This is a genomic window from Streptomyces graminilatus, from assembly GCF_001418565.1.
GTDB classification, from domain to species: Bacteria; Actinomycetota; Actinomycetes; order Streptomycetales; family Streptomycetaceae; genus Streptomyces; species Streptomyces graminilatus.
In genome coordinates, this window is sequence record NZ_LIQQ01000009.1 from 1 (window position 1) to 25,685 (window position 25,685).

Below are 25,685 nucleotides of genomic sequence, written 5' to 3' on the forward strand. Positions count from 1 at the left end.
CGGTCTTCGCCGGATCCGGCGAAGACCGCGAGGGCGACCATGATCAGGACGCCGACCTTGCGGGCGACCATCACGCCCCAGTACATGAACGCGCCGATTGCGCAGCCGAGGGCGACCAGGGCTGGGACTGTCCAGCCGAGGCCGTACATCGCCCCCAGGTTGTTGACCTTGATGACGCGGCGGATCGCATCGTCGACTGAACTGTTGGCTGCTTGGAACAGGCCGTCAGAAAGGGCGTCGACCACGGTGATGGCGACGGTGGTGAAGGCGACGGCGCAGAAGGAGAAGAGGACGCCGGTCATGGTGCCGATCGCGGCTTGGGCGAGGGCGCGTTCGTCCCGTCGCCAAGCCGCGGACATCAACTGGATGCAGAACGTACCGACGGTCAGGGCGAGTCCGATAGGTAGCAGCAGCTCGTAGTTGTCCCGGAACCAACCGGCGTTGAGATCGATGGCGGTGGTTTCGTTGACGGCCTTGGCGGCGAGGTCGGCTGCGCTGGCGGCCAGTTCACCCGCTGACTTCGCGATCCACGCCCCGATGCCGTCGGTGACGGTCCCGGCGGGGTTGGTGGCGAAGTCGACGGTGTCGCAGACGGTGCCCATCAGCGGAAGGTCGCAGACTCCCATGGCGGTACCTCCTTTCTGGGGTGGGGGTCAGGGCGCGACGGTCGGCAGGACACCGGCCAGGGCACAGGGCTGGGAGGGGCGGCACTGGACCGCGAGGGTGGTAAGGCGGTTCTCGGCGCCGCCGTGCGGCGAGCCTTTCCAAGCGATCGACTGTTTGCCGGAGACCGTCACGGCGTAGACGTACGCGGTGGTGATCGCCCCCGGGTCCGCCTGCAGGGCCTGGGTGAACGAGTCGGGGAAGTGCGCCTCGTTCACCGTGGCGGTGGCGAACTGGCCGTTGGCGGCCATCTCCTTCCACAACACGGGCGAGGGGACCAGTGCGTCGACCGAGGCGGCGTCGGCGTACTTCTTCTCGCTGGTCAGCCACTTGTGCAGGGCGGCCAGCAGCTCATGCTGGGAGTAGGCGCGAGTGTCGTAGGACCACAGTGCTGCGGCTGCCGCCTTCCCGAAGGTGATCGGGTCGTGCGTGGACGGGGGAACGGGCAGGGCACTGCGGCTCCCGTGCGGTGGTGACGAGGCGGAAGCGGAAGCGGTCGGGGAGGAGGGGGAAGCCGAACTCGCCTGCGGTGCAGGAGCCTTGGAAGAGGTCCTGCCGTCGCGGGTGAGGTAGGCGGCCAGGCCGGCGAGGGCGACGAGCACCACTAGAACAGCGGTGCCGAGCAGCGCCCGGCGGCGCACGCGCGATGCGCCGCCGGGGTTCGTGGAGCGGGGGGACATCAGTGGACCTGCGTCCCCAGCGTGCTGAAGAACGCCACCACACCATTCGCGGCACCCAGCAGGAGGGCCGCGCCAGCGCTGACCAGCACGCCCTTCTTGCCGCTGGCCTCGGCCTGGTGTCCGCCGGAGTGGTGGCCCCAGGCCCATACGCCGGCGCTGACGGCAAGCGCGCCGACCACGGCGATGATCCCGAAGAGGTTGATCGAGCCCATCACCTGCTTGAGGACCGAGAGGCCCGGCAGCCCGCCCTCGTTCGGTTTGATTCCGGGGTCGTAGGCGAGCTGGACGACCTTGTCGGCGAGGTACATCGTTGTGAACTCCAGTTCGATTTAAGGCACACCAAAGCCCGCGAAGGCGAAGTGGCAGTGCAGGAAGGGGGAGGGGGAAGCGCCGGTCAGACGACCCGGCGGGCCGCGAGAATCTGCGGCTTCCAGGACGCGAGGGTCGCGAGGCGGACCACGTCGCCGGTGTGCGGGGCGTTCACGATCAAGCCCTGGCCGACGACCATCCCGACGTGTTCCGGGACTTCGGCAGTCCCCTCGGTGAAGACGAGGTCACCGGGCTGGAGAGCGTCAACCGATACCGGCTTGCCCTCCTTGACCTGCGTGTACGTCGTCCGTGTGAGGGTGACGCCGGCTGCCTTGTACGACTGCTGCATCAGCGAGGAGCAGTCGCAGCGGCCCATGGGGTCGGGCCCGTGGGAGTCGGTGCAGCTCCCGCCCCATTGGTACGGAGTGTCGAGCTGGCCGAGCGCCCAGCGGATCGCCGTCTGGACCTTGGGCGGAGCGTCTGCCGGGATCTTGTATCCGGCCGGCAACGCGCCGGGCGGGATGGTTCCGAAGTCGGTTCCGTCCCCGTCGGCCGTACAGCTGCCTGCGGTACTCGGCGGAGGACTGGCCGTACTGTCCGAGCCGGATGGCGAGGGGCTCGGCGACGTGTCGTCGGCCTTCGGCAGCAGCGGCTCGATCGCCTGATGCAAGGCGGTGGCCAGGGGCTCCCACTTCGCGTAAGCCTCGCGGAAGCCGGACTTCTGCACCGCCTGGGCGGCCTGGGTGACGGAAAGGGACTGCCAGCCCGAGACCTTCTCCAGCGCCTCGTAGAACTTCGTCGAGGCGTGCACCGGGTCGAGGATCTCATTCGCGGTGCCCCATCCCTGCGACGGACGCTGCTGGAACAACCCGAGGCTGTCGCGGTCGCCGTAGGTCAGGTTCCGCAGGCCGCTCTCCTGCAAGGCGGTCGCCAGGGCCACGATCTGGCCCCGGGCCGGGATGTTCATCGCGACACCGGTGGCCTGGATGGTTTTGGCGTTGGGCACCTGCTCGGCCGGGTCGTCTAGGCCCGGCACAGAGACCGTTTCCTTGCCGCTGCCGTCCAGGATCGCCTTCACCTGAGTGGCGACGGCCGAGGTATCCACAGCCTGTGCACCGCCGGTCGAGCAGGAAGCCGAGGCACTCCCGGCCGCGATACCGAGGATCGGAACGGCCAGCAGCAGTGGACCGGTGGCGACGAGACCGACGACGGTTCCGGTGGTCTTCTTCATCGCCGCTGCCGTTCGCCGGGGCGGACAGCCCGGCCGGGCAACGGAGTTAGGTCAGGGCGTGGGCGTATCAGGGCGTGCTGCATCGCAGCGGCTCCTCGCGGTTCGTAGGAGGCGCGGTGCCGACTTCTCGTGCAAAGCCGTCGGCACCGCGCCGATGTGAATCCGCCTCTCAGGGCGGGCCCGGGTCAGGGGAGTTGGTAGCTCCCGGACGCCGGTCTCAGGTCATGCGCGGCAGCCGGCCGCGCTTGTAATCTCAGGCGGTGCACCGGGTCTCCTCACGGCTTCGGGAACGGGGGGCCAACGTGCCCTCCGGACCGCGCTATTGGACGCGGCAACACGGATCAGCACAGGTCAGCGGGGGTAGAGCCGGGCTCCGCCTCGGTGACACGGCGAGACAGTAGATCGGGATTCCGGCCGCACCAAACGACCGCCGAACCCAGGCCCGGAGTACGACACGGGCTCGTTAGGCGCGGCCGAAAAACGCGGCTAATCTCCGGCGCAACCCAGCTCCGAACGGCCGATGTTGACCGCCGTCCGGAGCGGGCCCAGTCCCGTCGTGCCCTGAAAGAGGCCCCGCACATGAGCTACACGCTGCACCGAGGCGACGCCCTCACCGTGCTGAAGACCCTCCCGGACGAGAGCGTCAACGCCGTCATCACCGACCCCCCGTACAACTCCGGCGGACGCACCAGCTCGGACCGCACCGGCCGCACCGCCCGCGCCAAGTACGTCACCAGCGGATCGGCGCACGACCTGCAGAACTTCCCCGGAGAAAACCGCGACCAGCGGAGCTATCGAAGCTGGCTGACCGCGCTGCTCACCGAGGCGTACCGGGCCGCGACCGAGCACTCCGTCGCCATGGTGTTCTCCGACTGGCGACAGGAGCCGACCACCAGCGACGCCCTGCAGATGGCGGGCTGGACCTGGAGCGGCACGATCCCCTGGATCAAGCCCGCCAGCCGGCCCCGCAAGGGCGGGTTCAAGCAGTCGGCCGAGTTCATCACCTGGGGCGTCAAGGGCAGCCTCGAAAAGGACCGGGACCTCTACCTGCCCGGCCACTTCATCGCCTCCCAGCCCCGCAAGGACCGCGTCCACATCACCCAGAAGCCGGTCGAGATCATGCAGCAGCTCGTGCAGATCTGCCCCGAAGGCGGCACCGTCCTCGACCCCTTCACGGGCAGCGGCTCGACAGGCGTCGCCGCCCTGCGCGAGGGCCGGCAGTTCGTCGGCGTCGAGCTGTCCTCGCACTACGCCGACGTGGCAGAACAGCGACTGTTGCAGGCAACGCAACACACTCTGACTCAGGACGACTTCGTCCTGGCCGGGCCGGAGGCATGAGCATGAGAGCGACCAGACCAGGGCCGACGGACCGCAGACGCCAAAGGGCGGCTGGTACATCGAGGAACCGATGCACCAGCCGCCCTTCCGCTTGCGTCAGGCCGCCTCGAACGCCCGCCGAATCAGCGGCCCCGCCTTCTCCAGGTCGGCCGCCGAGGCGATCCGCACCTCGTGCGCTCAGGCAGCGTACATATCTCTCATGGGTGCGATGTAGGCGGCTTCGATGAAATCGAGGAACTTCGTGAGGCCCTCGTCTTCGAGCATGTGCCCGATGCAATACATCATTTGATAGGTGACGCTCAGTTCCTCGCTGGGTTCTTCCCCGAGGTGCTTGTCGGCGGCTCGCATCTCTCGGTGCGGAGTGCGATCAAAGAGAGAATTCCTTTCCTCCTGTTCTGGGGTCCGGGGGCCAAAGGCCGCGATGAAGAAGTCCAGTGCCCTCCTGAAATCGTCCGCGCCGAGCAGGTTCTGGATCGTCCGCATCATCTGGTAAGTGGCTTCGAGCGCCGCGCCGCTGTCGCTGAGGTGCTCATAGGCAAGGGCGGAGATCCGAAGCGAGTCCTGGCGGCGGCTGCGCCGGCGACGAACAGGAAGCGGCTCGGACGGTGCCTCGGAGTGCTCCGTGGTCAGGTGCGCGAAAGGCATGCTGTTGGCGATTTGGGACGTCATGCCCCTTCGATATCGCCCTGCCACTCTTGTAACGGGGTGTTGAGGCCTATAGAGCTGCGTGTCTCGGGCCGGTTCGTCCATCCGGTGTCGGCGTCGGCTGAACTTGGCCGTCGTCGAGATCCGGACCCGTGCATGCCCCACGGCAGAGGCTGACGCACAGAGCACGAGGCCCGGCTCCCGGTAATGCCCCGGGTCACCTGGCCTCACTTCTGAGAGCCCGCGGCCCTCAGCATCTCGACCACCGTAGCGGTCAGCCGACGAGGGCGCCGAGGCGTCCGCGGATGCGTGCGCGGTCGTTCTTGAGCTCCTCGAAGCGGATGAAGCCGGTCGCGGAGCTCTCTGATTCTCGCCGTGCGAGGCGGTAGGCGGTCGTCCACTCAGGGTGGGTGTGCTGCCAGAGGGCCCATGCAACGGGTTCGCGCAGGGGCTTGGTGAGCTTCTTGCCGGTCAAGCTGCGGTGGCGGACGTCCGTGTTCTGCTGAACGCCGAGATATTGGCAGGCCATGTAGAGGTCCTCGGCCTTCAGAACTCGGTCGGCAGGGATCTCGCCTGCGTCCTGGAGTTTGTCGGCGATGAGCCGGACCGGCTCGGGGGCAGGGATGTAGGCGGCGGCCAGGTTGGCCAGTACCAGTGCATCTCTGCTCGGGACGGTGGGCCGCATGATGAGGCCCTCCGCCCGGATGCGGTCGGCCCATTCGGTTGCCTCGACCTGGGGCTGGTCTCCGGTGAGTTCGGCGATGTGCTCGATGCCGAGGTTCGCGGAGCCGGCGGGGGCGCCTGGGCGAGTGTCGCCATCGTGGTGTGTCCAGGACGGCTTCCCGGGTCCCCAGGCGAGGGTGCGGGTGGTGACCATCGCCTCCCAGATCCGGGCGACCAGTGCGGCGTCCTCACGCGGGTCGGCGTCGTGCCGGTCGGGCGACATTCCTGTGGCGCCGGGCCGCAGGCCAGGGGCGGAGGTGGGGAAGCGGAGCTTGCGCCGTGTCTCGCCCAGGTTCTCCTTCGCGAGGTCGTCAAGGTTGCAGCCGTTGGGGAAGGGGCCGCCGCGGACTCGGTGGGCGAAGACGAGTGTGTCGATCGTGCGGTCCAGGAGCTGGCTGGGGATCGGGGTGACCATGGCGGCGGCCCGCAGGTCAGCGGTGAGGATGCCGTGCCCGACGACCAACTGTTTGCCGTGGAGCGCGTTGATCAGGGCGCTTGCGGGGTGCGGCCCGGTGATCAGTTCGTCCCCGGTGATCCGGAGGCGTTCGCCGTCGAAGTCGGCGTGGACCAGCCCGGAGCGGCCGATGAGCCAGCCCTCGGGTGGGGCGGCGGCGACGCCGCGTCCGTGAGCGCGGGAACCGCGCTCGTAGTCGACGTCGCAGAAGGTCAAGGAGATAGGGCGCCGACGCCGTTGCTCTGGTCGTCCGGCCCGTCGGCGTTGTGCTGCTTTCCCCACTCTTGCTGCCCCTCTCGTCCGTTCTCATCCGTAGGGGCATGGTTGCAGCCGTCACTGACAACGAGATGTCGATCAGGTCGGTCGATGTCAGCGTGGGATGCCAGGCCGGCCGGGAAGGGAAAGGTGAGAGTCGTGCTGGATCTGGCGGATGGCCGGGTGCTGGTGCGCGGGAGTCACCGCTGGCCTTGGCCGGCGACGGTCGAGACGGTCCTGTACGGGCTCGCGGACCGTTATGACGAACGGCTCGTGGTGATCGATGGTTTCCCAGCTACTCCTTGATCAGGGCCTCGAACTCGTGATGCGTCGAATCCAGCCACGACAGCCTATGGCCCAGACCGTGAGCGACTACGCTTGATAGGCGCCCCGGAGCCTGACTGGTGGCTGTATGGGCATGCATGAGGAGTGCTGAACAGAAGATGACGGGGACGCCCGAGCGGATCGGCCGATACACCGTGGCCAAGGAACTGGGCTCGGGCGGAATGGGGGAGGTGTACCTCGCCTACACCCCGGGCGGTGACCCGGTGGCGGTGAAGCTGATCCGGAGCGACAAGCTGGATCCCCTCACGCGTGCGCGGTTCGAGAAGGAAGCGCTGATAGCGCGCACCGTGATCGGCACCAACAGGGTGGCGCGTTTCCTGGACGCCGACCCGTTCGCGGACCGGCCCTGGCTGGCCATGGAGTACGTGGCAGGGCGCACCTTGTTGTCCTGCGTCGACGAGGACGGTGTCCTCCCGCTGCCGCTGGTCGCCAGCCTCGGCGTGCTACTTGCCGAGGGACTGAGCGCTGTGCATGCCGCTGAGCTGCTGCACCGGGATCTCAAGCCTCAGAACGTGATCATGGGCAAGGAAGGTCCCATGATCATCGACTTTGGGCTCGGCGCGTTCATGGACGCCGCGAAGGAGTCCCTGTCGCACAGCGGCATGATCATTGGAACGGTGCGCTGCATGCCGCCGGAGCAGGCGAGCGGGAATCCGAAGGTGACACCGGCGGCAGATGTCTATGCGCTGGGGACGGTATTGCTGTATGCGGCGGCCCGCCATTATCCGTACGACGGCGCGGCGTGGGAGGCCGTGGCCGTGCAGGTGGCGAACCCTGACATCGGCCCGGACCTGAGTGGCGTGCCGGAGGGGCTCAAGCCGCTGATCACCTCGATGCTGGCCCATGCTCCAGAAGGCAGGCCGACGCTCGGCGCCGTGGCCAAGGCGTGCGGGTCGTTGCTCAAGTCCGCCGGGCTGGTGCCGGCCGACGCGCGATTGGCGTTGATCGCGCAGACTACTGCGGGCGGTACCCCGGATGCGGCCAAAGAAGCGTTGTCTCCGTCGTTCGAGAAGCTGCTTGAGGACCAGGTCAAGATCGTCGAGGGTGGTGGCCCGGACTCACCGCTTGATGGTCCCCCGAGTGTTGCTGAGGGCGGCGAGACGGATTCGGAAGGCGCGGATCAAGGCGATCCCGAGCCCGCGTCTCCTGAGCCGATTCCGACCCCTGAGCCAAAGCCGAAGGCCCGGTCTGCGGGCGGGCGGCTCCCGGCATCGAAGCGGGTGGCGGATGAGCTGCGGGCGGCGTACGCGGTGGATACCGCGCTGTGATGGTCACGCTGTCGGTGCCTGGTGAGAAGCTTGGCGGAGGCGTGTATGGGGCGAGCCTGGGCGCCGCTCGTATATCTCGTTAGGAAGCGAACGGCGTGGGACGCGCCGTGTGTGAGGAATCGGAGTGGACGTTGGGCGTCGAGGCGGAAGCCGTGGGCAGTCAGAGCGATGCGGTGAAGGATGCCCAGGAGCCCGCCGAAGCCCTACCGGAGGAGTGGTCTCCGGAGTCGGGCGGCTACGCGCCGGGTGCGCAGGTCTTGGTCCGTGACGACCTCTGGCTCGTGCGCAAGTGCACGCTCACGGAGCACGACGGGTGGATGGTCGAGGTCACCGGTATCTCCTCGTTCGTCCGTGGCATGGACGCCGCTTTCTACGACCGGCTGGATGCGGTTCAGGCGCTGGACCCGCGCGAGACCGAGCTGGTTCCGGACGACTCCCGGAACCACCGCCGGTCCAGACTCTTCCTTGAGGCGATCATGCGGAAGACGTTCTTGCCGCAGACCGAGCACGGACTGGCGCTGGCGGACAACTTCCTCATGGACCAGCAGGTTCACCAGCTGCGGCCGGCGGAACTGGCACTGTCGATGAAGAACCCGCAACCGCGGATCCTGATCGCGGACGTGGTGGGTCTCGGCAAGACCCTGGAGATCGGGGTGCTGCTGGCGGAGCTGATCCGGCGCGGTCGCGGCGAGCGGATCCTGGTGGTGACGCCGCAGCATGTGCTGGAGCAGTTCCAGCGGGAGCTGTGGACCAGGTTCGGGATTCCGCTGGTGCGCCTGGACTCGACGGGCATCCAACGGGTGCAGCAGGACATTCCCGCGGGCCGTAACCCGTTCGCGTACTTCAAGCGCGTGATCATCTCCGTGGACACGCTGAAGAGCGATGTGTACGCGCACCACTTGGAGCACACCGACTGGGACGCCGTCGTCATTGACGAGTCCCACAACCTCGTCAACCGGGGTACGAAGAACAACGCGCTGGCCCGTCTGCTGGCGCGCAAGACCGACGCACTGGTCCTGGCCTCGGCCACCCCGCACAACGGCGACGCCGCCTCGTTCGCCGAGCTGGTCAGGATGCTGGACGAGGCGGCGATCGCCAACCCGTCCCAGTACGAGGTGGAGGACCTCAAACACCTTTACATCCGGCGTACGAAGACATCGGACGAGGTGCGGGAGTCGATCAAGGACGACGTCTGGGCTCGGCGCGGTCCGTCCAAGCCCATCCCCGTTGCGGCCACCGAGAAGGAACTCGCGGTCTTCAAGGAACTGGCTACGCGCTGGATTCCTGCCAGCACGTCGGAGCCGTCGGCCAGCAGGCATCAACTCGTTCCGTACCGGCTGCTGAAGTCGTTCCTGTCGTCGCACAAGGCCCTGCTGGCGACGATCAAGACCCGGATCGGAAACCTCGACAATCCGCCGCCTGACAAGCCCAAGAACGGCGCTAAGAAGTCCCGGCCCGAGGACCCGGCGGTACGCGAAGCGGCACGGAAGACCGAGCGGGCCGCGCTCGTCGACCTGCGGCACCTCGCCGAGCAGATCGAGGACCAGGACTCGGCGAAACTGGCAGCGCTGCTCGACGAACTGCGCGACATGGAAGTCGGACCGGGCTCCGATACACGAGTGGTGGTGTTCTCCGAGAGCATCCCCACGTTGAAGTGGCTTGCCGAGACCGTGCCGACCGCGCTCGGCTTCAACCACACCACCAGCCCGGATGAGAAGAAACCTTGGCTGGGATTCGGCGGAGCGGTGCAGGTCATGCACGGCGAGGCCAGCACCGATCAGGAACAGCAGGACATCGTCGAGAAGTTCGGGCTCCGCGACGATCCCGTACGCATCCTGTTCACGGGCGATGTCGCCTCCGAAGGCGTCAACCTGCACCAGCAGTGCCATCGCCTGGTCCACTACGACCTGCCGTGGTCCCTGATCCGCATCGAGCAGCGTAACGGTCGTATCGACCGTTACGGGCAGGAGCACCGACCCGAGTTCCGCGCGCTGATCCTCACGAGCGACATCCCGTGGCGCACGGACGAGACGACCGGGCAGCCGCGAACCCTGGACGACCGCCTGGTGGGTGAGAAACTCCTCCTGCGTGAGGCGGAGGCCCACAAGATCGAAGGGTCGGCCGAAGCGGTCACCGGCCTGTACCGGGCCAAGGACGAAGAGAACCGCCTCACCCAGGACCTGATCGCGGGCCGCACAGTCGAGGAGTCCATCAAACAGTCCCAACAGGGCGGGGCTGCCTTCCTCACCGGGCTCCTCGGCCAGGTGGGCGCCGTCCACGAACACCCCGAAGTCGCCCGAGCAGTGGTGCCCAAGCTCTTCCGGTCCACGGCCGACTACTTCGAGGAGGCGCTGCGGCAGGTCTGCCACCCCAATCCGGAGGATATGTTGTCGCTACGGCGCGACGACGACGGCACCATCGCCTTCGAGCCTCCGCGGGACCTGCTGTACCGGCTCAAAGCACTCCCCAAGTCGTACCTGGACGAGCAACAGATTCTGCCGCGCAAGACCGAGCCGGGACGGGTGCGCATCACCTTCTCCAAGAAGCTCGCAGGCGCGCGCCTGAAGGCGGCACGGGAGACGACCGCCTCCCAGTGGCCGAACGTCTCGTACGTCACCGACGTTCACCCTGTCCTGGACTGGCTCACGGACAAGGTGCTCGTCGAGATCGGCCGGCACAAGGCCCCAGTGCTTGCCGCCACCGTGGACAGTCCGACCTTCCTTGTGCAGGGCATCTACTCCAACGCGCTCGGCAAGCCCACCATCGTCGAGTGGATGGGTGTCTCCAACCTGCACGACAACCCGGTCGTGGACACGCTGACCGCGGATGTGCTGGAGCGCTATGGCGTCGGTCCGAACATGCCCGGCCGCGCCGAGCCCCGCGACATGCCCGGACTCAGCGCGCTCGTGCCCGATGCGATCGAGGCTGCACATCGTGAACTCGTCGCTCTCGAAGCCGAGTACCGCAAGCAGATCGAGGAGACCCTCGATCCTTACCGCAAGCGGGTAGCCGATTGGAAGCAGGAAGCACTCTTTGCCAGTGCGCGCCCGAACGAAGCAGAGCTCGACCGGACGGCCGGGCGGCGGCTGAAACTGGTCAAGTCCCTGCAGACAGCGGGCGAACCGATGTTGCGCCTGCTCGCCGTCCTCGAACCAATCACCGCCGCTGAAGAAGGCACCGAACGATGAGTACTGACTTCGACTCCTTCACCAACCGCGGCGAGTACCTGTCCGCGCACTACTTCGCCGATCAACTCGGCGCCGACTTGAAGAAGGGCCTGTTCGCCACCTGGGCACTGCGCGAGGGTGACGAGAACGACCCGCGGAAGACGCCGCGTGAGTCGCTGCGCGCCCTGCGTACGCCCTACCTCAGCGAAGAACTGCGCGGCTACTTCGTCAAGACCACCCAGGCCGACGCCGGCGACGAAATTCGCCTCGCCACGTACAACAACCCCGAGTGGACCAAGCGGCTCGCCGAGTGGCACCAGATGGTCCTGCGCGCCCTGGGGTACGACACCACACCGGTCGAACTCACCGTGCACCGCGCAGGACGCGATCACACCCTGCCCGTCGCTTACCACGGCCACGGCATCGTCGCTCTCGACTGCGGCTGGTCCCCCGACAATGACGCTGCCCTTGACACTGACGGCGCCGGACGCCTGCTCTGGCCTCTACGCGTCAGCGCCAGCGAGTCGTACGAGGCGGGCGCGGCTCTGGTCTCCTGGCTGTTCCAGAGCGAACTCGGCGAGGCAGGCGGCCCGCATCCACGATTCGTCCTGCTCATGTGCGGCGGCGTAATCCTGCTCGCCGACCGCCAGGCCTGGAGCGAGGGCCGCTACCTCGCGGCCAATCTCGACGCCGCTCTGGAGCGCAACGACCGCACCCAGCAGGGCGAACTCGCCACCATCGCTGCCCTGTTCAGCATGGAGACGCTCCGCCCCGGCGAGAACGACCAGAGCCGCGCGATCGACGGTCTACTCAAGTCTTCCAGTGACAGTGCGGCCGGTGTCTCCAGCGAACTCCGCTACGGCCTGCAGCGTTCCGTCGAGATCATCGCCAACGAAGTCCTGGCTCGGATGGCTGAGCCGAAGAACAACGTCACACCGGCCGACATCGCGAGTACCAAGATCCCCTTTGCCCGGGAACTCACCCGAGAATCCCTGCGCTATCTCTACCGCATCTTGTTCCTCCTCTACGCGGAGGCCCGCCCCGAACTCGGTATCCTCCCCGCCGATGACGGGACGTACGAGGCCGGCTACTCCATGGCCCGCCTGCGGGAACTGGTGGAGCGCGACGAGGAACTCGTCGAGGAGGAGGCCAAGAATGGCTTCCATCTTTTCCAGTCCCTCGACGTCCTGTTCAACAAGGTCAACTTCGGGCACCGCGCGTACGGCACCGAACCCGACGACGACCAGCCCGGCGACGATGAGGAGACCCGCAAGGCCAAGGCGGCCCGCCGCAGCGAAGACCGTGGCCTGCGCTTTGAGCCGCTGCGCAGCGAACTCTTCGAGCCCGCCGCTGTTCGCCTCATCGGGACCCGCGTCATCGACCCGCGCAGCGACGAGGACGATGACCCGCGCTGGCTCGACCTGCAGTTGCGTAACTCTGCTCTGCATGAGGTGCTGCGCCTGCTGACCATGAAGAAGGGCAAGCGCGGCGAACGCGGCGGCTTCATCTCTTATCGCAACCTTGGCATCAACCAACTCGGCGCCGTCTATGAGGGGTTGATGTCATATACCGGCATCATCGCAGAGGAACTACTGTGCGAGGTGGCCAAGGGGGGCGACCCGGAGAAGGGTTCCTGGCTCGTCCCTGCGGACAAACAGAGCGACTACCCGGAGAAGGCCCTCGTCCACTACAAGGATGAGGACGCTCGCAAGGGCCTGCGTGGCGTCAAGAAGTACGAGAAGGGCTCCTTCGTCTACCGGCTAGCCGGCCGCGACCGGGAGACCTCCGCCTCGTACTACACCCCCGAGTCACTGACCAAGGTTACGGTCGAACTCACCCTCAAGAACCGCCTCGACCAAGAGCGCGACGAGCACGGCAAAGTCATCAGGACGCGGGCGTCGGAGCTGCTCAAGTACAAGATTTGCGAGCCCGCGCTCGGCTCTGGCGCGTTCTTGAACGAGGCAATCAACCAGGTCGCCGACGAATACCTGCGCCGCCGCCAGGACGAACTCGGGACTGCTATCCCCACCGCTGACGCGGTCACCGAGAAGCAGAAGGCCAAGGCGTACGTCGCGTTGCACAACGCATACGGCGTCGATCTCAACGCTACCGGCGTCGAACTGGCCGAAGTGTCGCTGTGGCTGAACACCATGCACCCCGGCATGCGCGCCCCCTGGTTCGGCCTGCACCTGCGCCGAGGTAACTCGCTCGTCGGCGGGCGGCGTGCGGTCTACGCGGGCGACGACGTCTCCGGTACAGAGAAGGCGTGGCTGAAGGCGAAGGGCGCTATGGCGCCTGCTCCGCTCCCGTTCCTCAAGGGCGGCGAGCCACAACCGTTGCCTCAGGACGCGGTGCACCAATTCCTGCTGCCGAGCCCGGGCTGGGCTGCGGTCACGGGCTCGAAAGAGGCCAAAGAGCTTGCCAAGGACGGCGTCGAGCAACTCGCTTCCTGGAGGAGGGGACTCCTGAAGCGTCCGAAGCGCAGTACCGCCCATCTCAACAAAGACGGCAGCCATACCCGGCTCCCGGGCGGGAGGCTGAAGCCGGAAGCGACCTCGCAGTTCACGCGGCTGAGGGATGCTGCCCGCAGAGTGGAATTCCTCTGGTCGGCCGTCATCAAGCGCATGGAGCTCTCCGAGCAGGCGATCGCACGGCGCATCGACGTCTGGCAAGCCGATCCGAATGACCCCGAGTACGCCTTCCTCCGACGCCCTGAGCAGGCCGTACCGAAGGAGAGGGTCCTTGAAGACCTCTTCAACGCCATCGACACCCCGTACTGGCGGCTGAAGACGGTCATGGATGCGTGGTGTGCCCTGTGGTTCTGGCCCGCAGACAAGGCCGGACTGCTGGACGGTACGGACGGTGAATACACGCCACGGGAAGTGATCGACGGCGCCGACGTCCTCAGTGAACTCGGGGGAGTACCGCTGGTCGGTGGAGAGGCTACAGACGAGGCGTACGTCGAACCGCGCGCGTCGCAGAAGGTCCCCGCGGCGACGGCTCAGCCGCGCTTCGTCGAAGCTACGGCGACGGCGTTGTTCTCGCTGGGCGCTGAGCAGACATCCTTCGACGACCTCGCCGAGGCCGAGGAAGCGGAGCAGGCTGCCGAGCCCAAGGAGAACCGACCGAAGTCCAGGAAGAAGACCGCGCCGAAGCCCAAGGTCGTAGTGCGACGGCAGATGATCCCGCTCAAGGACCTGGGTGACTGGCTGGACTTCCTGGAATCCATGCTAGGAACCGCCGACCTCCCTGAGGGCACACTCTTGGACAGTTTTGACTCCTTGGATGCTCTCAAGGAGTTCGAGGAGACCCTCCCGGGCTTCATGGGCATGGACACTGCCAACCCCGAAGATCGCTACCCGTGGCTGCGGGTAGTCAAGGACATCGCGCGGGAACAAGGCTTTCTGCACTGGGAGTTGGAGTTCGGGCTCGTCTTCGCGCGGGGCGGAGGATTCGACCTTCAGGTGGGTAATCCGCCGTGGGTACGGCCGGAGTGGAAGGAGAACTCCGTCCTTGCGGAGTACGAGCCGTGGTTCATGCTCACGGAGAAGCCTCCGGCGGCGGAGAAGAACCGGCGACGCTCAGCCGAGCTGGCCAAGCCCGAGGTGCATTCCTACGTTCTCGGCGAGTTGACCGCCACGGCCACCACGTCCGACTATCTGGCATCACCACAGGTGTATCCGCTCATCGCGGGAAGCCAGCCCGATCTCTATCGCGCGTTCATGTGCCAGACCTGGGACCACACCGCTGCGGGCGGCACTGTCGGACTCGTCCATCCGGACACCCACTTCAGCGGTGACAAGGAAGCGGGCCTCCGGGAGGCGGCATACCGGCGGCTGCGGGTACACGGAGACTTCGTGAACTCGGGCAACCGTTTCTTCCCACCTCCGGTGGGCCGGTCCAGCCACTTCGGGGTGCACATCTACGGCGAGCGCGGTGAGATCGACTTCGACCACCTGTCCTGGCTGTTCTCCGTCGACGCACTGCGACTCTCGAGCACGCACGACGGTAGTGGCGACGCGCCTGGTGTGAAGTACGCCGGCGACTGGGACGAACGCCCACATCAGCAGCGCGTCGTTCGGGTGACGCCCCATACCCTTGCGCGGTGGCTGAAGCTGTCCGGTGAGCAGGATGTGCCCGTCGCGCAGGCGCGGCTGCTCACACCCGTGAGTACGGCGGAGGACCCGGCCGTTGACGCCTTGGCGGCGTACCCGCTGCGGCTGGGGGCACTCGACCCGCGTATCACTGGTGGGTTCCACGAGACGGGTGCCAAGAAGTCCGTGTATGGCCCCGGCAAGAACAAGCCGCTCATCGACTACAACAAGAACAGGGAAGGGCGCGAGGACTACCATGCCGACTCCTGGGACGAGGTCATCCTCAAGGGTCCGCAGCTGGGCGTCGCCAATCCACTCTTCAAGCAGCCGAGCCAGGGTGGCGGCGAAGTTCGGGGGCTGAACCACCTAGAAATCCCGTCGGACGCGGTGCCGGAGTCGGAGTACCAGCAGGTCGCGGATGACGCGACGTATGTGGGCGAGCAGGCCAAGTGGCTTGATCACGAACTGCTCGCTCGAATGCGCTTGGATGCCGTGGTGCACTTCTTGGCGCGATCGGAGATCGCGTTCTCCTGTGGCCGCTCCCCGAGCGAGGTGTCGGACGTGGAAGTGGACCGCCGACTGGTCGCGAAGGCAACTAGGCCGTACACCGAGTTCTACCGGCTGGCATGGCGCGAGCGGATCGCGGCCGATACGGAACGTGGTTTGTACGTTGCGTTGATTCCGCCAGGAGCCACGCACGTCCATTCAGTCCGTTCCGCTGCACTGGACGATGTTCGTAGCTCAACGCTGATGGCTGGCTACTGGGCCGCACTGCCCACGGACTACTTGCTCCAGACAACGGGTGTGGGGCACCTCGACGTAGCGCAGGCCCGTCGTCTCCCGGCGCTCGTCGCCGCGCACCCTCTAGCCCCTGCGCTGCTCCTCCGCACGCTTCGACTCAACTGCCTGACCACTGCTTATGCCAGCCTCTGGGAGGAGCTTTACGACTCCACCTGGAATACCGACGAGCCCTGGGCCCACAATTGGGCTGGCATGAAGACGGAGCTCCACGCCGTAACCCCTACTTGGCAGCGTGACACCCCCCTTCGCACTGAATACGCCCGTCGTGCCGCGCTGGTGGAGATCGACGCTCTGGTCGCTGTCTGGCTCGGCATTGACGCCGACACTTTGATCATCATGTATCGGGCCCGTTTCGACATCATGCAGGGCTTCGACCTGGTCACCTGGTTCGATGCCAACGAGCGCAAGATCGCTGGTGACCGCTACACCTACGGCCATGGCCAGGAGAAAGAGCACTTCACTCAGCTCCAGACGTACCTGGCCGACAAGGCCGATCCCAAGACCGCCCCCGTACCCGACGGCTACAGCGCCCCCTTCTACAAGGCGAACCGCGAGGCGGAGATGCGTGAAGCGCACGCCTACTTCCAGAAGCGGCTCGACGATGCGATCGCCAACGGCAAGTGGGACCCGATCAAGCAGGAGGTGCCGACGCCGTGAGGCCGACGCTTCAGGCGCGGGGGCTCAAGGAGAGCCTGCTGCAGTACCTGTCGACCACGTACGCCCTGACGGACGAGGGCGCGCGCGAGGCGCTGCACCGGTTCCTCGGGGACGAGACGTCGGGGATGTTCCGGGGGCCGTATCTGCGGATCCGGACCCCCTTCACCACTGACGGCGACGAGTGGCGCAAGCACCTGGAGTGGCAGCGCGAGGGGTTCACGCCGTACGCGCATCAGGCGGTCGCGTTTGCGCGGCTGACGTCCGCGAACGAGCACACGCCGCAGCCGACCCTCGTCACTACAGGTACGGGCTCCGGCAAGACGGAATCGTTCCTCTACCCGGTGCTGGATCACTGCCGTCGTGAGCGGGAAGCAGGAAAGACCGGCGTCAAAGCCGTGTTCCTGTACCCGATGAACGCGCTCGCGACCGACCAGGCGCAGCGCATCAACGAGCTGCTTACGCAGAACAGTGAGCTGGGCAAGCTCTGGGCTGGTTTGTACATCGGGGACCAGGCGGCGACGCGGTACGAGAAGGTGCGCACGCGGCGCTCGGACATGCAACTGGCGCCGCCGGACATCCTGATCACCAACTACAAGATGCTGGACCTGCTGCTGCAGCGCGAGGACGACGCCCCGCTGTGGCAGGAGGCGGACATCCGATACGTCGTGGTGGACGAGTTCCACACGTACGACGGCGCGCAGGGCACCGACGTGGCGATGCTGCTGCGACGGCTGGCGTCCGCGATCGGGGCGTCCGAGAAGGGGCGCCCGCTGGGGACCATCTGCCCTGTGGCGACGTCGGCAACGCTCGCGTCGGGGACGGATGACGACGGCGTGGCGCGACTGCTGGAGGTGGCGACCGACGTCTTCGGTACGGAGTTCACGGCGGAGTCGATCGTCGGGGAGAACCGGCTGTCGGTGGAGGAGTTCATCCCACTCACCGATGTGAAGATGCAGGGGCTGCCCACGCCGGATGAACTGCTCGCGCTGCCCGATCCCGCTACGGGCGAGGAGGCACTGCTCGACCTCATCGAGGCGGTGACCGGGGTTCGCGACCGGGATCCCTTCCTGCTCGGCGAGAACCTGAAACGCCACCTGTTCACCCGAGCGGTGATGCAGGCGCTGGACGGCGAGGTGAAGAGCGGCCCCGAGGTGCTGGATGTCATGTGGCGGGCGGGCGCGGCCGGTTGGGCGGAGGCGGTGGCCCGGCAGCCGGAGAAGGCGGCCGAGGCGCTGGCCCGGTTCGTGGCGCTCCTGTCGTACGCGCGCGACCCGAAGTCGTCGTCCGGGGAGCCGCGCCCGTTCGTCCATGTCGAGGTGCACCAGTGGGCCCGGTCGGTGTCCCGGCTGCTTCGCGGCGTGCTGCCGTGGCCGAAGGCGGAGTTCCGCTGGGACGTCGCCGGGATGGCGGACGCGAGTGCGACGGACAGCGGCCGTTCTGCGCCGGTGACCACGGCCACGTCTGGGCAGACCGCCAATCTGTTCCTGCCGGCCGTCTACTGCCGGGACTGCGGGCGGTCGGGCTGGGCGGTGTTCTCGCCGGAGAGCGACGACCACGACGTCCAGTTCGACACGTTCAAGATCCGGCGTGCCTCGCTCGGCCAGGACAAGGCCCGGGTACGGAACCTGGTCGCGGCGACCGAGCGGGAAGCCAAGGAAGGTTCCGGCGCGGCCCCGATGTCGAGCGCCGGCCGGGGTGCGGGCGGCGCCTCGGCGGGACAGGGCGCCGGCGGCACGCTGATGGTGATGGACGGCGCACGCAAGCGGCTGCGACTACCCGATCCCCTCAACGACTACGACAAGGACACCAAGGAGCCCCGGCTGACGGCCCGAGACTCGGCGTTCGTCCTGGTCCACTTCGGCGGCACGGTCGCGAACACCGCGGCCAAGGAGGACTGGTGCCCGGCGTGCGGCGAACGCAACGCGATCCGTTACCTGGGCACCGGGTCGGCGGCGATGGCCGCTGCGTCGATCACGCAGCTGTTCACGGGCGGGGAGCTCGTCAAGAAGCTGCACGAGGACAAGACGCTGATGTTCAACGACTCGGTGCAGGACGCCGCGCACCGGGCCGGATTCGTCGCCAACCGCTCGTACACCTTCTCGCTGCGCGCCTTGCTGACAGGGCACCTGCGCCACGACGAGCCGACGGCCCTCAACGACCTCATCGCGAACGTGGTCGAGGCCACCACGGATGAGGAAACCCTCGCCGCGGTGGTGCCGCCGGATCTGCACGTCTACAAGGGAGTTGACCGGCTGCTGTCCGGACAGGGACGCGGCGGCAGCATGCCCACGTGGCGGCTCATTGGACAGCGCCTCGCCTTCGAGGCCCTGATGGAATTCGGGTTCCGCTCCCGCAACGGCCGCACCCTGGAGCTGACCCGCACCGCCGCCGCGCAGGTGCGCATCGACGATCCGGAAGCCGTGGTGGCGCTGGTCCGGCGGATCCACGAGGAGTGCGTACGCGACGGGGTGCCGCTGATCGCGCAGGACGACGCGCGGTATCTGGCCTTCGTACGAATCTTCCTGGAGCGGCTCCGCACCCGGGGCGCGGTCGCCCACAAGTGGCTCGACAAGTACGTGGACGAGGCGGGCACCAGCCGGTACTTCATCTGGGGCAAGCGGGCACCGGGCATGCGGGCTTTCCCGGCGCGGGTCGCAGCCCCGGTGTTCTTGCTCAGCCAGCCCAAGAACGGCAGCGAGTTCGACTCCGCTACCGGTCGGCTCTCCTGGTACGAGCGCTGGGCCGGGCGCTGCCTGGAGCTGCCGCGCGAGATGGCGCCGGAGTTCTGGTCCCGGCTGCTGCCTGAACTGGCCGCGCTGGGGCTGCTGTCGGTGCGGACCCCCCGCGACACCTCGCTCAACGTCTACGGGCTCAAGCCCGGCAACATCGAGGCGCAGCTGCTGGACGACGAGCAGGTGAGGCACGCGTACGTACGCTGCCCGGTCTGCTTCTGGGAGCAGACGGTCCACCCGTCCCTGCTGGACCAGTGGCACCAGCAGCCCTGCCCCTCCTACCGCTGCCGCAGAGGCCGTCTGGTGGCCGGCGACCGGCCTGAGGGGCTGGGGGTGCACCACCGCGATCGCGATTACACCCATGACTACTACCGGCGCCTGTACCGCGGCGCGGGCACCTATCAGGTGGTCACCGCCGAGCACACAGGCATGCTCACCCGCCCGCAGCGTGAAGAGGTGGAGAAGGCCTTCAAACGGCGCGAGGGCTTCAAGGACCCCAACGTGCTGTCCTGCACCCCGACGCTGGAGATGGGCATCGACATCGGCGACCTGTCGGCGGTGGTGCTGGCCGCGCTGCCGCGTCGGCCCGCCTCCTACGCCCAGCAGGTGGGGCGGGCCGGGCGCCGTACCGGCAATGCGTTCTTGCTGACGATCCCGGACCGCAGACGCCGTGACCTGTACTTCCTGGAGCGCCCCAAAGACCTGATCGCCGGCACCATCGTGCCGCCGGGCTGCTACCTGTCGGCCATCGAGATCCTGCGCCGCCAGTACCTGGCCCACCTGCTGGACCTCACCGCCGCCGGACGGCTGGTGCGCGCGGACGGCATCGTGCTGCGCGCCCTGCCGCACAAGGCCCCCCGTCTGTTCGGGCCGTCGGGCTACCTGGCCGACCTCGTCGATATGGCCCTTGCTCAGGGCGAGGAACTCGCCGACGGGTTCCTGGAATTGTTCCCTACCGGGGTCAGCGACCAGGCCAAGGCCGATCTCCGGGCGTACGCCACACACGGGCTGCGCGCCGCTGTGGAGGAGGCCGAGCGGGAGTGGTTCCGAAGCCAGCAGGCGCTGCGGGCTCGGCTGAAGGAGATCGACGAAGCCCACGACGAATTGCACGACACTGATCCGGACCAGGCGCGGCAGAAGGCCGAGCTGGACGCCGAACGGCGCGGCGTCGGGCGGCATCTGATGAACCTGGGCGAGACCACGGCGCAGACCGCGCTGTGCGACCTGGGACTGCTGCCCAACTACGCGCTGATGGATTCCACAACTGTCCTGTCGGCGACCTTGTACGGGGAAGAAGGAGTGGACGCCAAGACAGGAAAGGTGAAGTACAGCTCCGACACCTACGCCTACGAGCGGCCCAGGCGTATCGCGCTGGAAGAGCTGGCCCCCGGCAACACCTTCTACGTCAACGGCTACAAGCACCAGATCAGTGGTCTGGAGATCGCCACTGGCGGCCGGCAGGAATGGCGCACCTGGCGGGTGTGCCCCGGCTGCGGCTACGTACGCACCGAGGACGCGGCCGAGGACCGCTCGCCGTGCCCGCGCTGCAAGACCGCCCACATCGCGGACGACGGCTCGTGCCTGTTCCAGATCGTCGAGCCGGCCACCGTCACCTCGCGCGACAAACGGGAAGATGCCCACATCCGCGACGACAAGGACGACCGCGACCGCCGCTCCTACAAGGTCGTGGACGCCGTGGACATCCCGGTCGAGGACATCGAACCCGGCTCGTGGCGGCATGCATCCCAGACGTTCGGCGTCGACTACTGCCGCAGCGCCATGATCCGGCGGATCAACGTCGGACCGGTCCGCTATGACGCCCCGACCCGCGACGACTTCGCCGGACAACGCGTACGGCTCAACCCGTTCCACGTGTGCACGGCGTGTGGGGCGGCCAGCGCGGACGGACAGCCCGTCTTCGACCACGACACCGACGCCCTGGACTCCCTTGCCGCCCGCAGCGGGCGCCTCAAGCACCACCGCCCGTGGTGCCCGCTGCGCCGCGGAAAGAAGACCGACGCCCGCGAGGAACCGGTGCTGCTCGCCCACCGGTTGCAGACCGAGGCGCTGCGGGTGCTGATCCCGGCCGCCACCGCGGACGTCGACTCCAAGGTGCATTCCTTCAGGGCCGCGTTGCGGCTCGGCGTGGACCTGCACTTCGGCGGTGACCCGCAGCACCTGGCCACTACCGTGGCGTCGATGCCGGACAACGAGAGCGGGGAGCGCCGCTGGTTCCTGGTGCTCTTCGACTCCTTGCCCGGCGGCACCGGCTACTTGGACCGGCTCACCGACCCCACCGCCTTCCGCGACACGCTCATCAAGGCGTACGAGATGCTGAAGGACTGCCCGTGCGCAGAGGAGCAGCGCAGGGCCTGCCACCGCTGCCTGCACCGCTATACGCCGGAGCCCCTCCAGGACATCGTCTCGCGCCAAGCCGCGCTGACCATGCTGGAGTCCCTGCTGTTCACGAACGACGGCGAGGACGGGTGGGAGACCACCGAGGTCGAACACACCGGGCTGGTCGGCCTGGATGCCCAGGTGGAATCCGACCTGGAGGCTCGTTTCCTGGCCGCGCTGAGGGACTGGGTGAAGGTCACCGGCGATGCCTCCTTGGACGAGGACGGTCACGCCAGCGGGCATCTGCGCTTCACCGACGGCCCTGGAGTGATGCACTGGCGGCTGACCGCGCAGCAGCAACTCCGAGGCACCGTCACCGATTTCACCTTCACCCGCATTGACGGCCCGGCCCAGAGCGTCAAGGTCTACCTCGAAGGCTTCCGCTTCCACGCCAGCCGTGAACACAACCAGATCGCCACCGACGCGGCGAAGCGCACCCTCCTGCGCGCCGAAGGGGAGACCGTTTTCCAGATCACCTGGGCGGACATCGATCTCTTCGAGAAGCGCCCCACTCGTACGCAGCCCGTATGGCCGCCCTACCGGGGCACGGCTCAGGAAGGGGCCAAGAGTGCGTACGAGCAGTACGGCGGACAGCGCGCCCACTTCGCCAACGCCGTCTTCGCCAACCCCATCGACACCTTGATCGCCTATCTGCGGGACCCGGATGCCGACCGTTGGGCCCGCCAGGCCCGCGCCCTGGTCACCGGGCTGACGGCCCAGCCGGGCACGGTCCCGGTCGCGGCGACCGGTCGCCGCAGCGAACTGGTTGCAGCCCTGCGCGGCGAGCTGGCCACTTTCTCTGCCGCCGAGCGCCACGACAAGCCGGTCGTGCCGGATGCCGCAGGTATCGGCCCCGTCCACGTCTTCCGCACGCAGGATGAGAGCGGGCTGCCGATCATCTTCGCCCTGGATGCGGCCGATCCCGAGGCTCTGAAGTGGACCGCGCTCGCCGTGCTTGATGATTCCGCGGCTGTGTTGGACACGGACGAGCACAAGGAGCGCTGGCGGTCCTGGTTGTACTGGACCAACCTCACCCAGTTCCTGTCCCTGGCCGGCGGTGATGGTGTCCAGCTCGCCACCAGCAAGGCGGCCGACTTCGAGGTTGAGGTCCTCGCGGTCTGCGGCGGGCTCGGTGAACTCGACTCACTCATTGGCGCCCCCTCACCCGCCGTACCCAAGGCGAACGCGGTCGTGGTCAAGCCCGTCGACCCCGACCCCGTCCAAGACTCGGCCGCCGAAGCCGCCGTTGCCCAGGTCCTCCGCGACGCCGTCTGGGACGAGGACATCCTGGAGATCCTGCGCGAAGACCCCGACGAGTGGCCCGACCTGCTCCGCCTCGCCGGGATTCTCGCCGACCGAGGCAAGAAGGCACCTGTCTTCGGCTACGAACTGGGCAACAGCAGCCGCTGGCCAGCTGACTTCGCCTGGCACACCAACGGCATCAAGATCGCCGTAGTCTCCGCCCACCAGGGCGAGGACGACGACGAGGCGCAGCGACGCGACGCCGCGTACGCCGAGGACGGCTGGACAGCACGCACCGCCGCCGAATGGCTCGCCCGCCTCGACGAACTGCTCGACCAGCTCCCCGACACGGAAGAAGGCACTCCCCGATGACGGCCCGGCTCAGCCTGTACCGCAAAGCCGAACAGGAGCTGTACAAGCTCGACCGCTCGGTCAAGGCCCAGTTCTACGACTTCTGCCACGACTTCCGGAACAAGCCCGACCTGCCGGGACTGAGGAAGAAGAAACTCAAGGGCGACTCCCGTATCCACTCGGCCCGTGTCTCCCAGGACTACCGGGCCCTGCTCACGCAGACCGGAGTCGACGCGGACGGCACCGAGAGCTGGCTGGTCATCGCCGTCCGTCACCGCAAGGACGTCTACGAAGAGCTTCAGGTCGCCGTCAACCGCGTCACCGGCGAGATCGAGTTCGTCGACCTCGCCGTCGTCGGCGACAGCGCCCTCCGCCGGGCCGGCATCACCCTCACCCCGTCTGAGCCGGAGGCACAGGCCCCCAAGCCCGCTCCCAAACCGGAGCCCGAGCCGACGGTGCCACCGCTGTTGGCCGAGTACGACGCCGAGCAACTGCGCGAACTCGGCGTCGCCGAGCAGCTGATCGAGCTGGCACTCACGGTGACCATCAGCGCCGAACTCGACCAGCTCGTCGAGGGCGCCCCGCTGCTGTCGAAGGACATCCTGTACGGCCTCGCCGCCGGAATGGGCATCGACGACGTTCGCAAGGAGATCACCGGGCCGGTCGAACTCGACCAGCGTCCCGATCCCGACGACTTCGCCACCGCCCTCTCCCGCACCAAGGTCACCACGGTCGACGACGCCGTTCGCGTCGTCATTGAAGAGGGCGACTTCCGTGCGTGGAAGGTCTTCCTCCACCCCACCCAGGAACGCATCGTCCACCGCCACTACACCGGCCCCGCCCGTGTATCCGGCGGCCCCGGCACCGGCAAGACCATCGTTGCCCTGCACCGCGTCAAGCACCTCGCCGAACAACTGCCCCCCGGCCACAACAAGCCGATCCTGCTGACCACGTTCACCAAGAACCTCACCACTGATCTGCGGCTGCGTCTCGCCTCCCTCATCGAACCCGACCTCCTTGCCCGCATCGACATCGCCCACATCGACCAGCTCGCCGCGCGTGTCCTAGGCGAGAACACCGCCCCTGGACGCGGCAAGCAGCGGGTCTACGATCATGTGGCCCTGAACGAGATGCGCCAGCTCCTGGCCGAACTCGACGACCGACGCTTCGAGCCGGAGTTCCTCCTGGAGGAGTGGGAACAGGTCATCCTCGGCCAGTCCGTCCCCACCCGCTCCGACTACTTCAAGGCACGCCGCGCCGGCCGAGGGCGCGCGCTGACCCGCCCCGAGCGCAACCACATCTGGAAGCTCATCGAGCAGTTCACCGCCCGCCTCGACAAGCTCGGCGTCGAAACCTGGGGCCAGGCCGCCGAGCGCGCCGCCCGCTTCGAGATCGAGCGCGCCGCGAAGATCAGGAAACGCCGCGAGTACAAGGAAGAGATCGGCGGCAAGGACCTCATCCACCGCGACGCCAGCTCCGGCATGCGCTACATCGGCTACCGCTACCGGCACATAGTGGTTGACGAGGCACAGGACCTGCGCCCCGCGCATTGGAAGATGCTGCGGGCCATGGCCGACCCCGAACAGCCCAACGACATGTTCGTCGCGGGTGACACCCATCAGCGCATCTACGATCACCAGGTCGCTCTCGGGGCCCTCGGCATCAACATCCGCGGCCGAGCCTCACGGCTGACCCTCAGTTACCGCACCACGAAGGAGATCCTCGCCGAGGCCCTCCGCGTCGTCGAGCCCAAGAGGAAGAACGAGAAGGTCACGTACGACGACCTCGACGACGGCACCGACACGCTCGCCGGTTATCGTTCCGTTCTCCACGGCCCCAAGCCGGCCTTCAGCCGGTACAACACCTGGGACGACGAACTCGCCGGACTCGCCACCACCCTGAGCACCTGGCGCGAAGATCTGTCCACCGACGACAAGGGCGCCCCCCTCGACCCCAGCGGCCGGATCGCCGTGTGTGTCGCCGACCGCGACATGGTCAGCCAGACCATGTACTACCTGGCCACCAAGGCGGGCATCACCTGTGCCGAACTCACCAAGGACGGCCCCAAGGGCGACGGTGAAGTCCACGTCGGCACCATGCACCGCTTCAAGGGACTCGAATACCAGCGCCTTGCCATCGTCGGCGCGAGCGACGGCATCATCCCGCGCACCAGCGTCGTCGAGCGCTACCGCGCCGAAGACCCGCCCCGCTACGAACGCGAGCAGCGCAAGGCTCGCTCCTTGCTATTCGTCGCCACGACCCGGGCACGCGATGCCCTGAACATCAGCTGGCACGGCAAGCCCAGCCCGTACCTGCCGATCTGACGCGACGTA

At 67.4% G+C, this 25,685-nt stretch carries 13 protein-coding genes; 7 read left to right on the forward strand and 6 right to left on the reverse strand.

All coding sequences use genetic code 11. The annotated features are described in order from the left end of the window. From AOK08_RS00830 to AOK08_RS00845, 4 genes are all read right to left on the reverse strand, one after another. Window positions 1-626: SCO6881 family protein (locus tag AOK08_RS00830; RefSeq protein WP_422125713.1), on the reverse strand; the 626-nt coding region annotated here is incomplete at its 3' end. 27 nt (window positions 627-653) lie between these two features. Continuing rightward, entirely contained in the window at window positions 654-1,343 is a 690-nt protein-coding gene (locus tag AOK08_RS00835; protein WP_055522606.1) for a hypothetical protein, read from the reverse strand. Continuing rightward, entirely contained in the window at window positions 1,343-1,651 is a 309-nt protein-coding gene (locus tag AOK08_RS00840) for a DUF6112 family protein (protein ID WP_055522607.1), read from the reverse strand. Before AOK08_RS00840 ends, AOK08_RS00835 begins: the two co-directional genes overlap by 1 nt. 86 nt (window positions 1,652-1,737) lie before the next feature. Beyond that, on the reverse strand, window positions 1,738-2,883 hold the full coding sequence (locus AOK08_RS00845) for a C40 family peptidase (protein ID WP_055522608.1): 1,146 nt from the start codon (window positions 2,881-2,883) through the stop codon (window positions 1,738-1,740). A gap of 579 nt (window positions 2,884-3,462) precedes the next feature. Between AOK08_RS00845 and AOK08_RS00850 the strand changes: the two genes are divergently transcribed. Next, window positions 3,463-4,221, forward strand: coding sequence for a DNA-methyltransferase (locus AOK08_RS00850; protein ID WP_046704351.1), 759 nt, complete (start codon window positions 3,463-3,465; stop codon window positions 4,219-4,221). 177 nt (window positions 4,222-4,398) lie between these two features. Here the strand turns inward: AOK08_RS00850 and AOK08_RS00855 are convergent, their stop codons facing one another. Next, window positions 4,399-4,890: a hypothetical protein gene (locus AOK08_RS00855; RefSeq protein ID WP_055522609.1), complete on the reverse strand. Its 492-nt coding sequence runs from the start codon at window positions 4,888-4,890 to the stop codon at window positions 4,399-4,401. A gap of 250 nt (window positions 4,891-5,140) precedes the next feature. Beyond that, window positions 5,141-6,259, reverse strand: coding sequence for a 3'-5' exonuclease family protein (locus AOK08_RS00860; RefSeq protein WP_046704349.1), 1,119 nt, complete (start codon window positions 6,257-6,259; stop codon window positions 5,141-5,143). A gap of 198 nt (window positions 6,260-6,457) precedes the next feature. Here AOK08_RS00860 and AOK08_RS45390 point away from each other — a divergent pair, with 198 nt between their 5' ends. The 6 genes from AOK08_RS45390 (at window position 6,458) to AOK08_RS00885 (ending at window position 25,676) form a co-directional block, all read left to right on the forward strand. Beyond that, entirely contained in the window at window positions 6,458-6,604 is a 147-nt protein-coding gene (locus tag AOK08_RS45390; RefSeq protein ID WP_157876507.1) for a hypothetical protein, read from the forward strand. 137 nt (window positions 6,605-6,741) lie between these two features. Further along, window positions 6,742-7,911, forward strand: a complete 1,170-nt coding sequence (locus AOK08_RS00865) for a protein kinase domain-containing protein (protein WP_055522611.1) — start codon at window positions 6,742-6,744, stop codon at window positions 7,909-7,911. 95 nt (window positions 7,912-8,006) lie between these two features. After that, a complete protein-coding gene (locus AOK08_RS00870) occupies window positions 8,007-11,099 on the forward strand; it encodes an SNF2-related protein (RefSeq protein WP_241826749.1) in 3,093 nt (1,030 codons plus the stop codon). Beyond that, window positions 11,096-16,630, forward strand: coding sequence for a hypothetical protein (locus tag AOK08_RS00875; protein WP_055522613.1), 5,535 nt, complete (start codon window positions 11,096-11,098; stop codon window positions 16,628-16,630). Before AOK08_RS00870 ends, AOK08_RS00875 begins: the two co-directional genes overlap by 4 nt. Beyond that, window positions 16,627-23,373, forward strand: coding sequence for a DEAD/DEAH box helicase (locus AOK08_RS00880; protein WP_055522615.1), 6,747 nt, complete (start codon window positions 16,627-16,629; stop codon window positions 23,371-23,373). The genes AOK08_RS00875 and AOK08_RS00880 overlap by 4 nt, the downstream gene beginning before the upstream one ends. Further along, window positions 23,370-25,676 carry a UvrD-helicase domain-containing protein gene (locus AOK08_RS00885; RefSeq protein WP_046704345.1) on the forward strand — a complete coding sequence of 769 codons (2,307 nt, stop codon included), beginning with the start codon at window positions 23,370-23,372 and terminating at the stop codon, window positions 25,674-25,676. The genes AOK08_RS00880 and AOK08_RS00885 overlap by 4 nt, the downstream gene beginning before the upstream one ends. Window positions 25,677-25,685 lie beyond the last annotated feature (9 nt).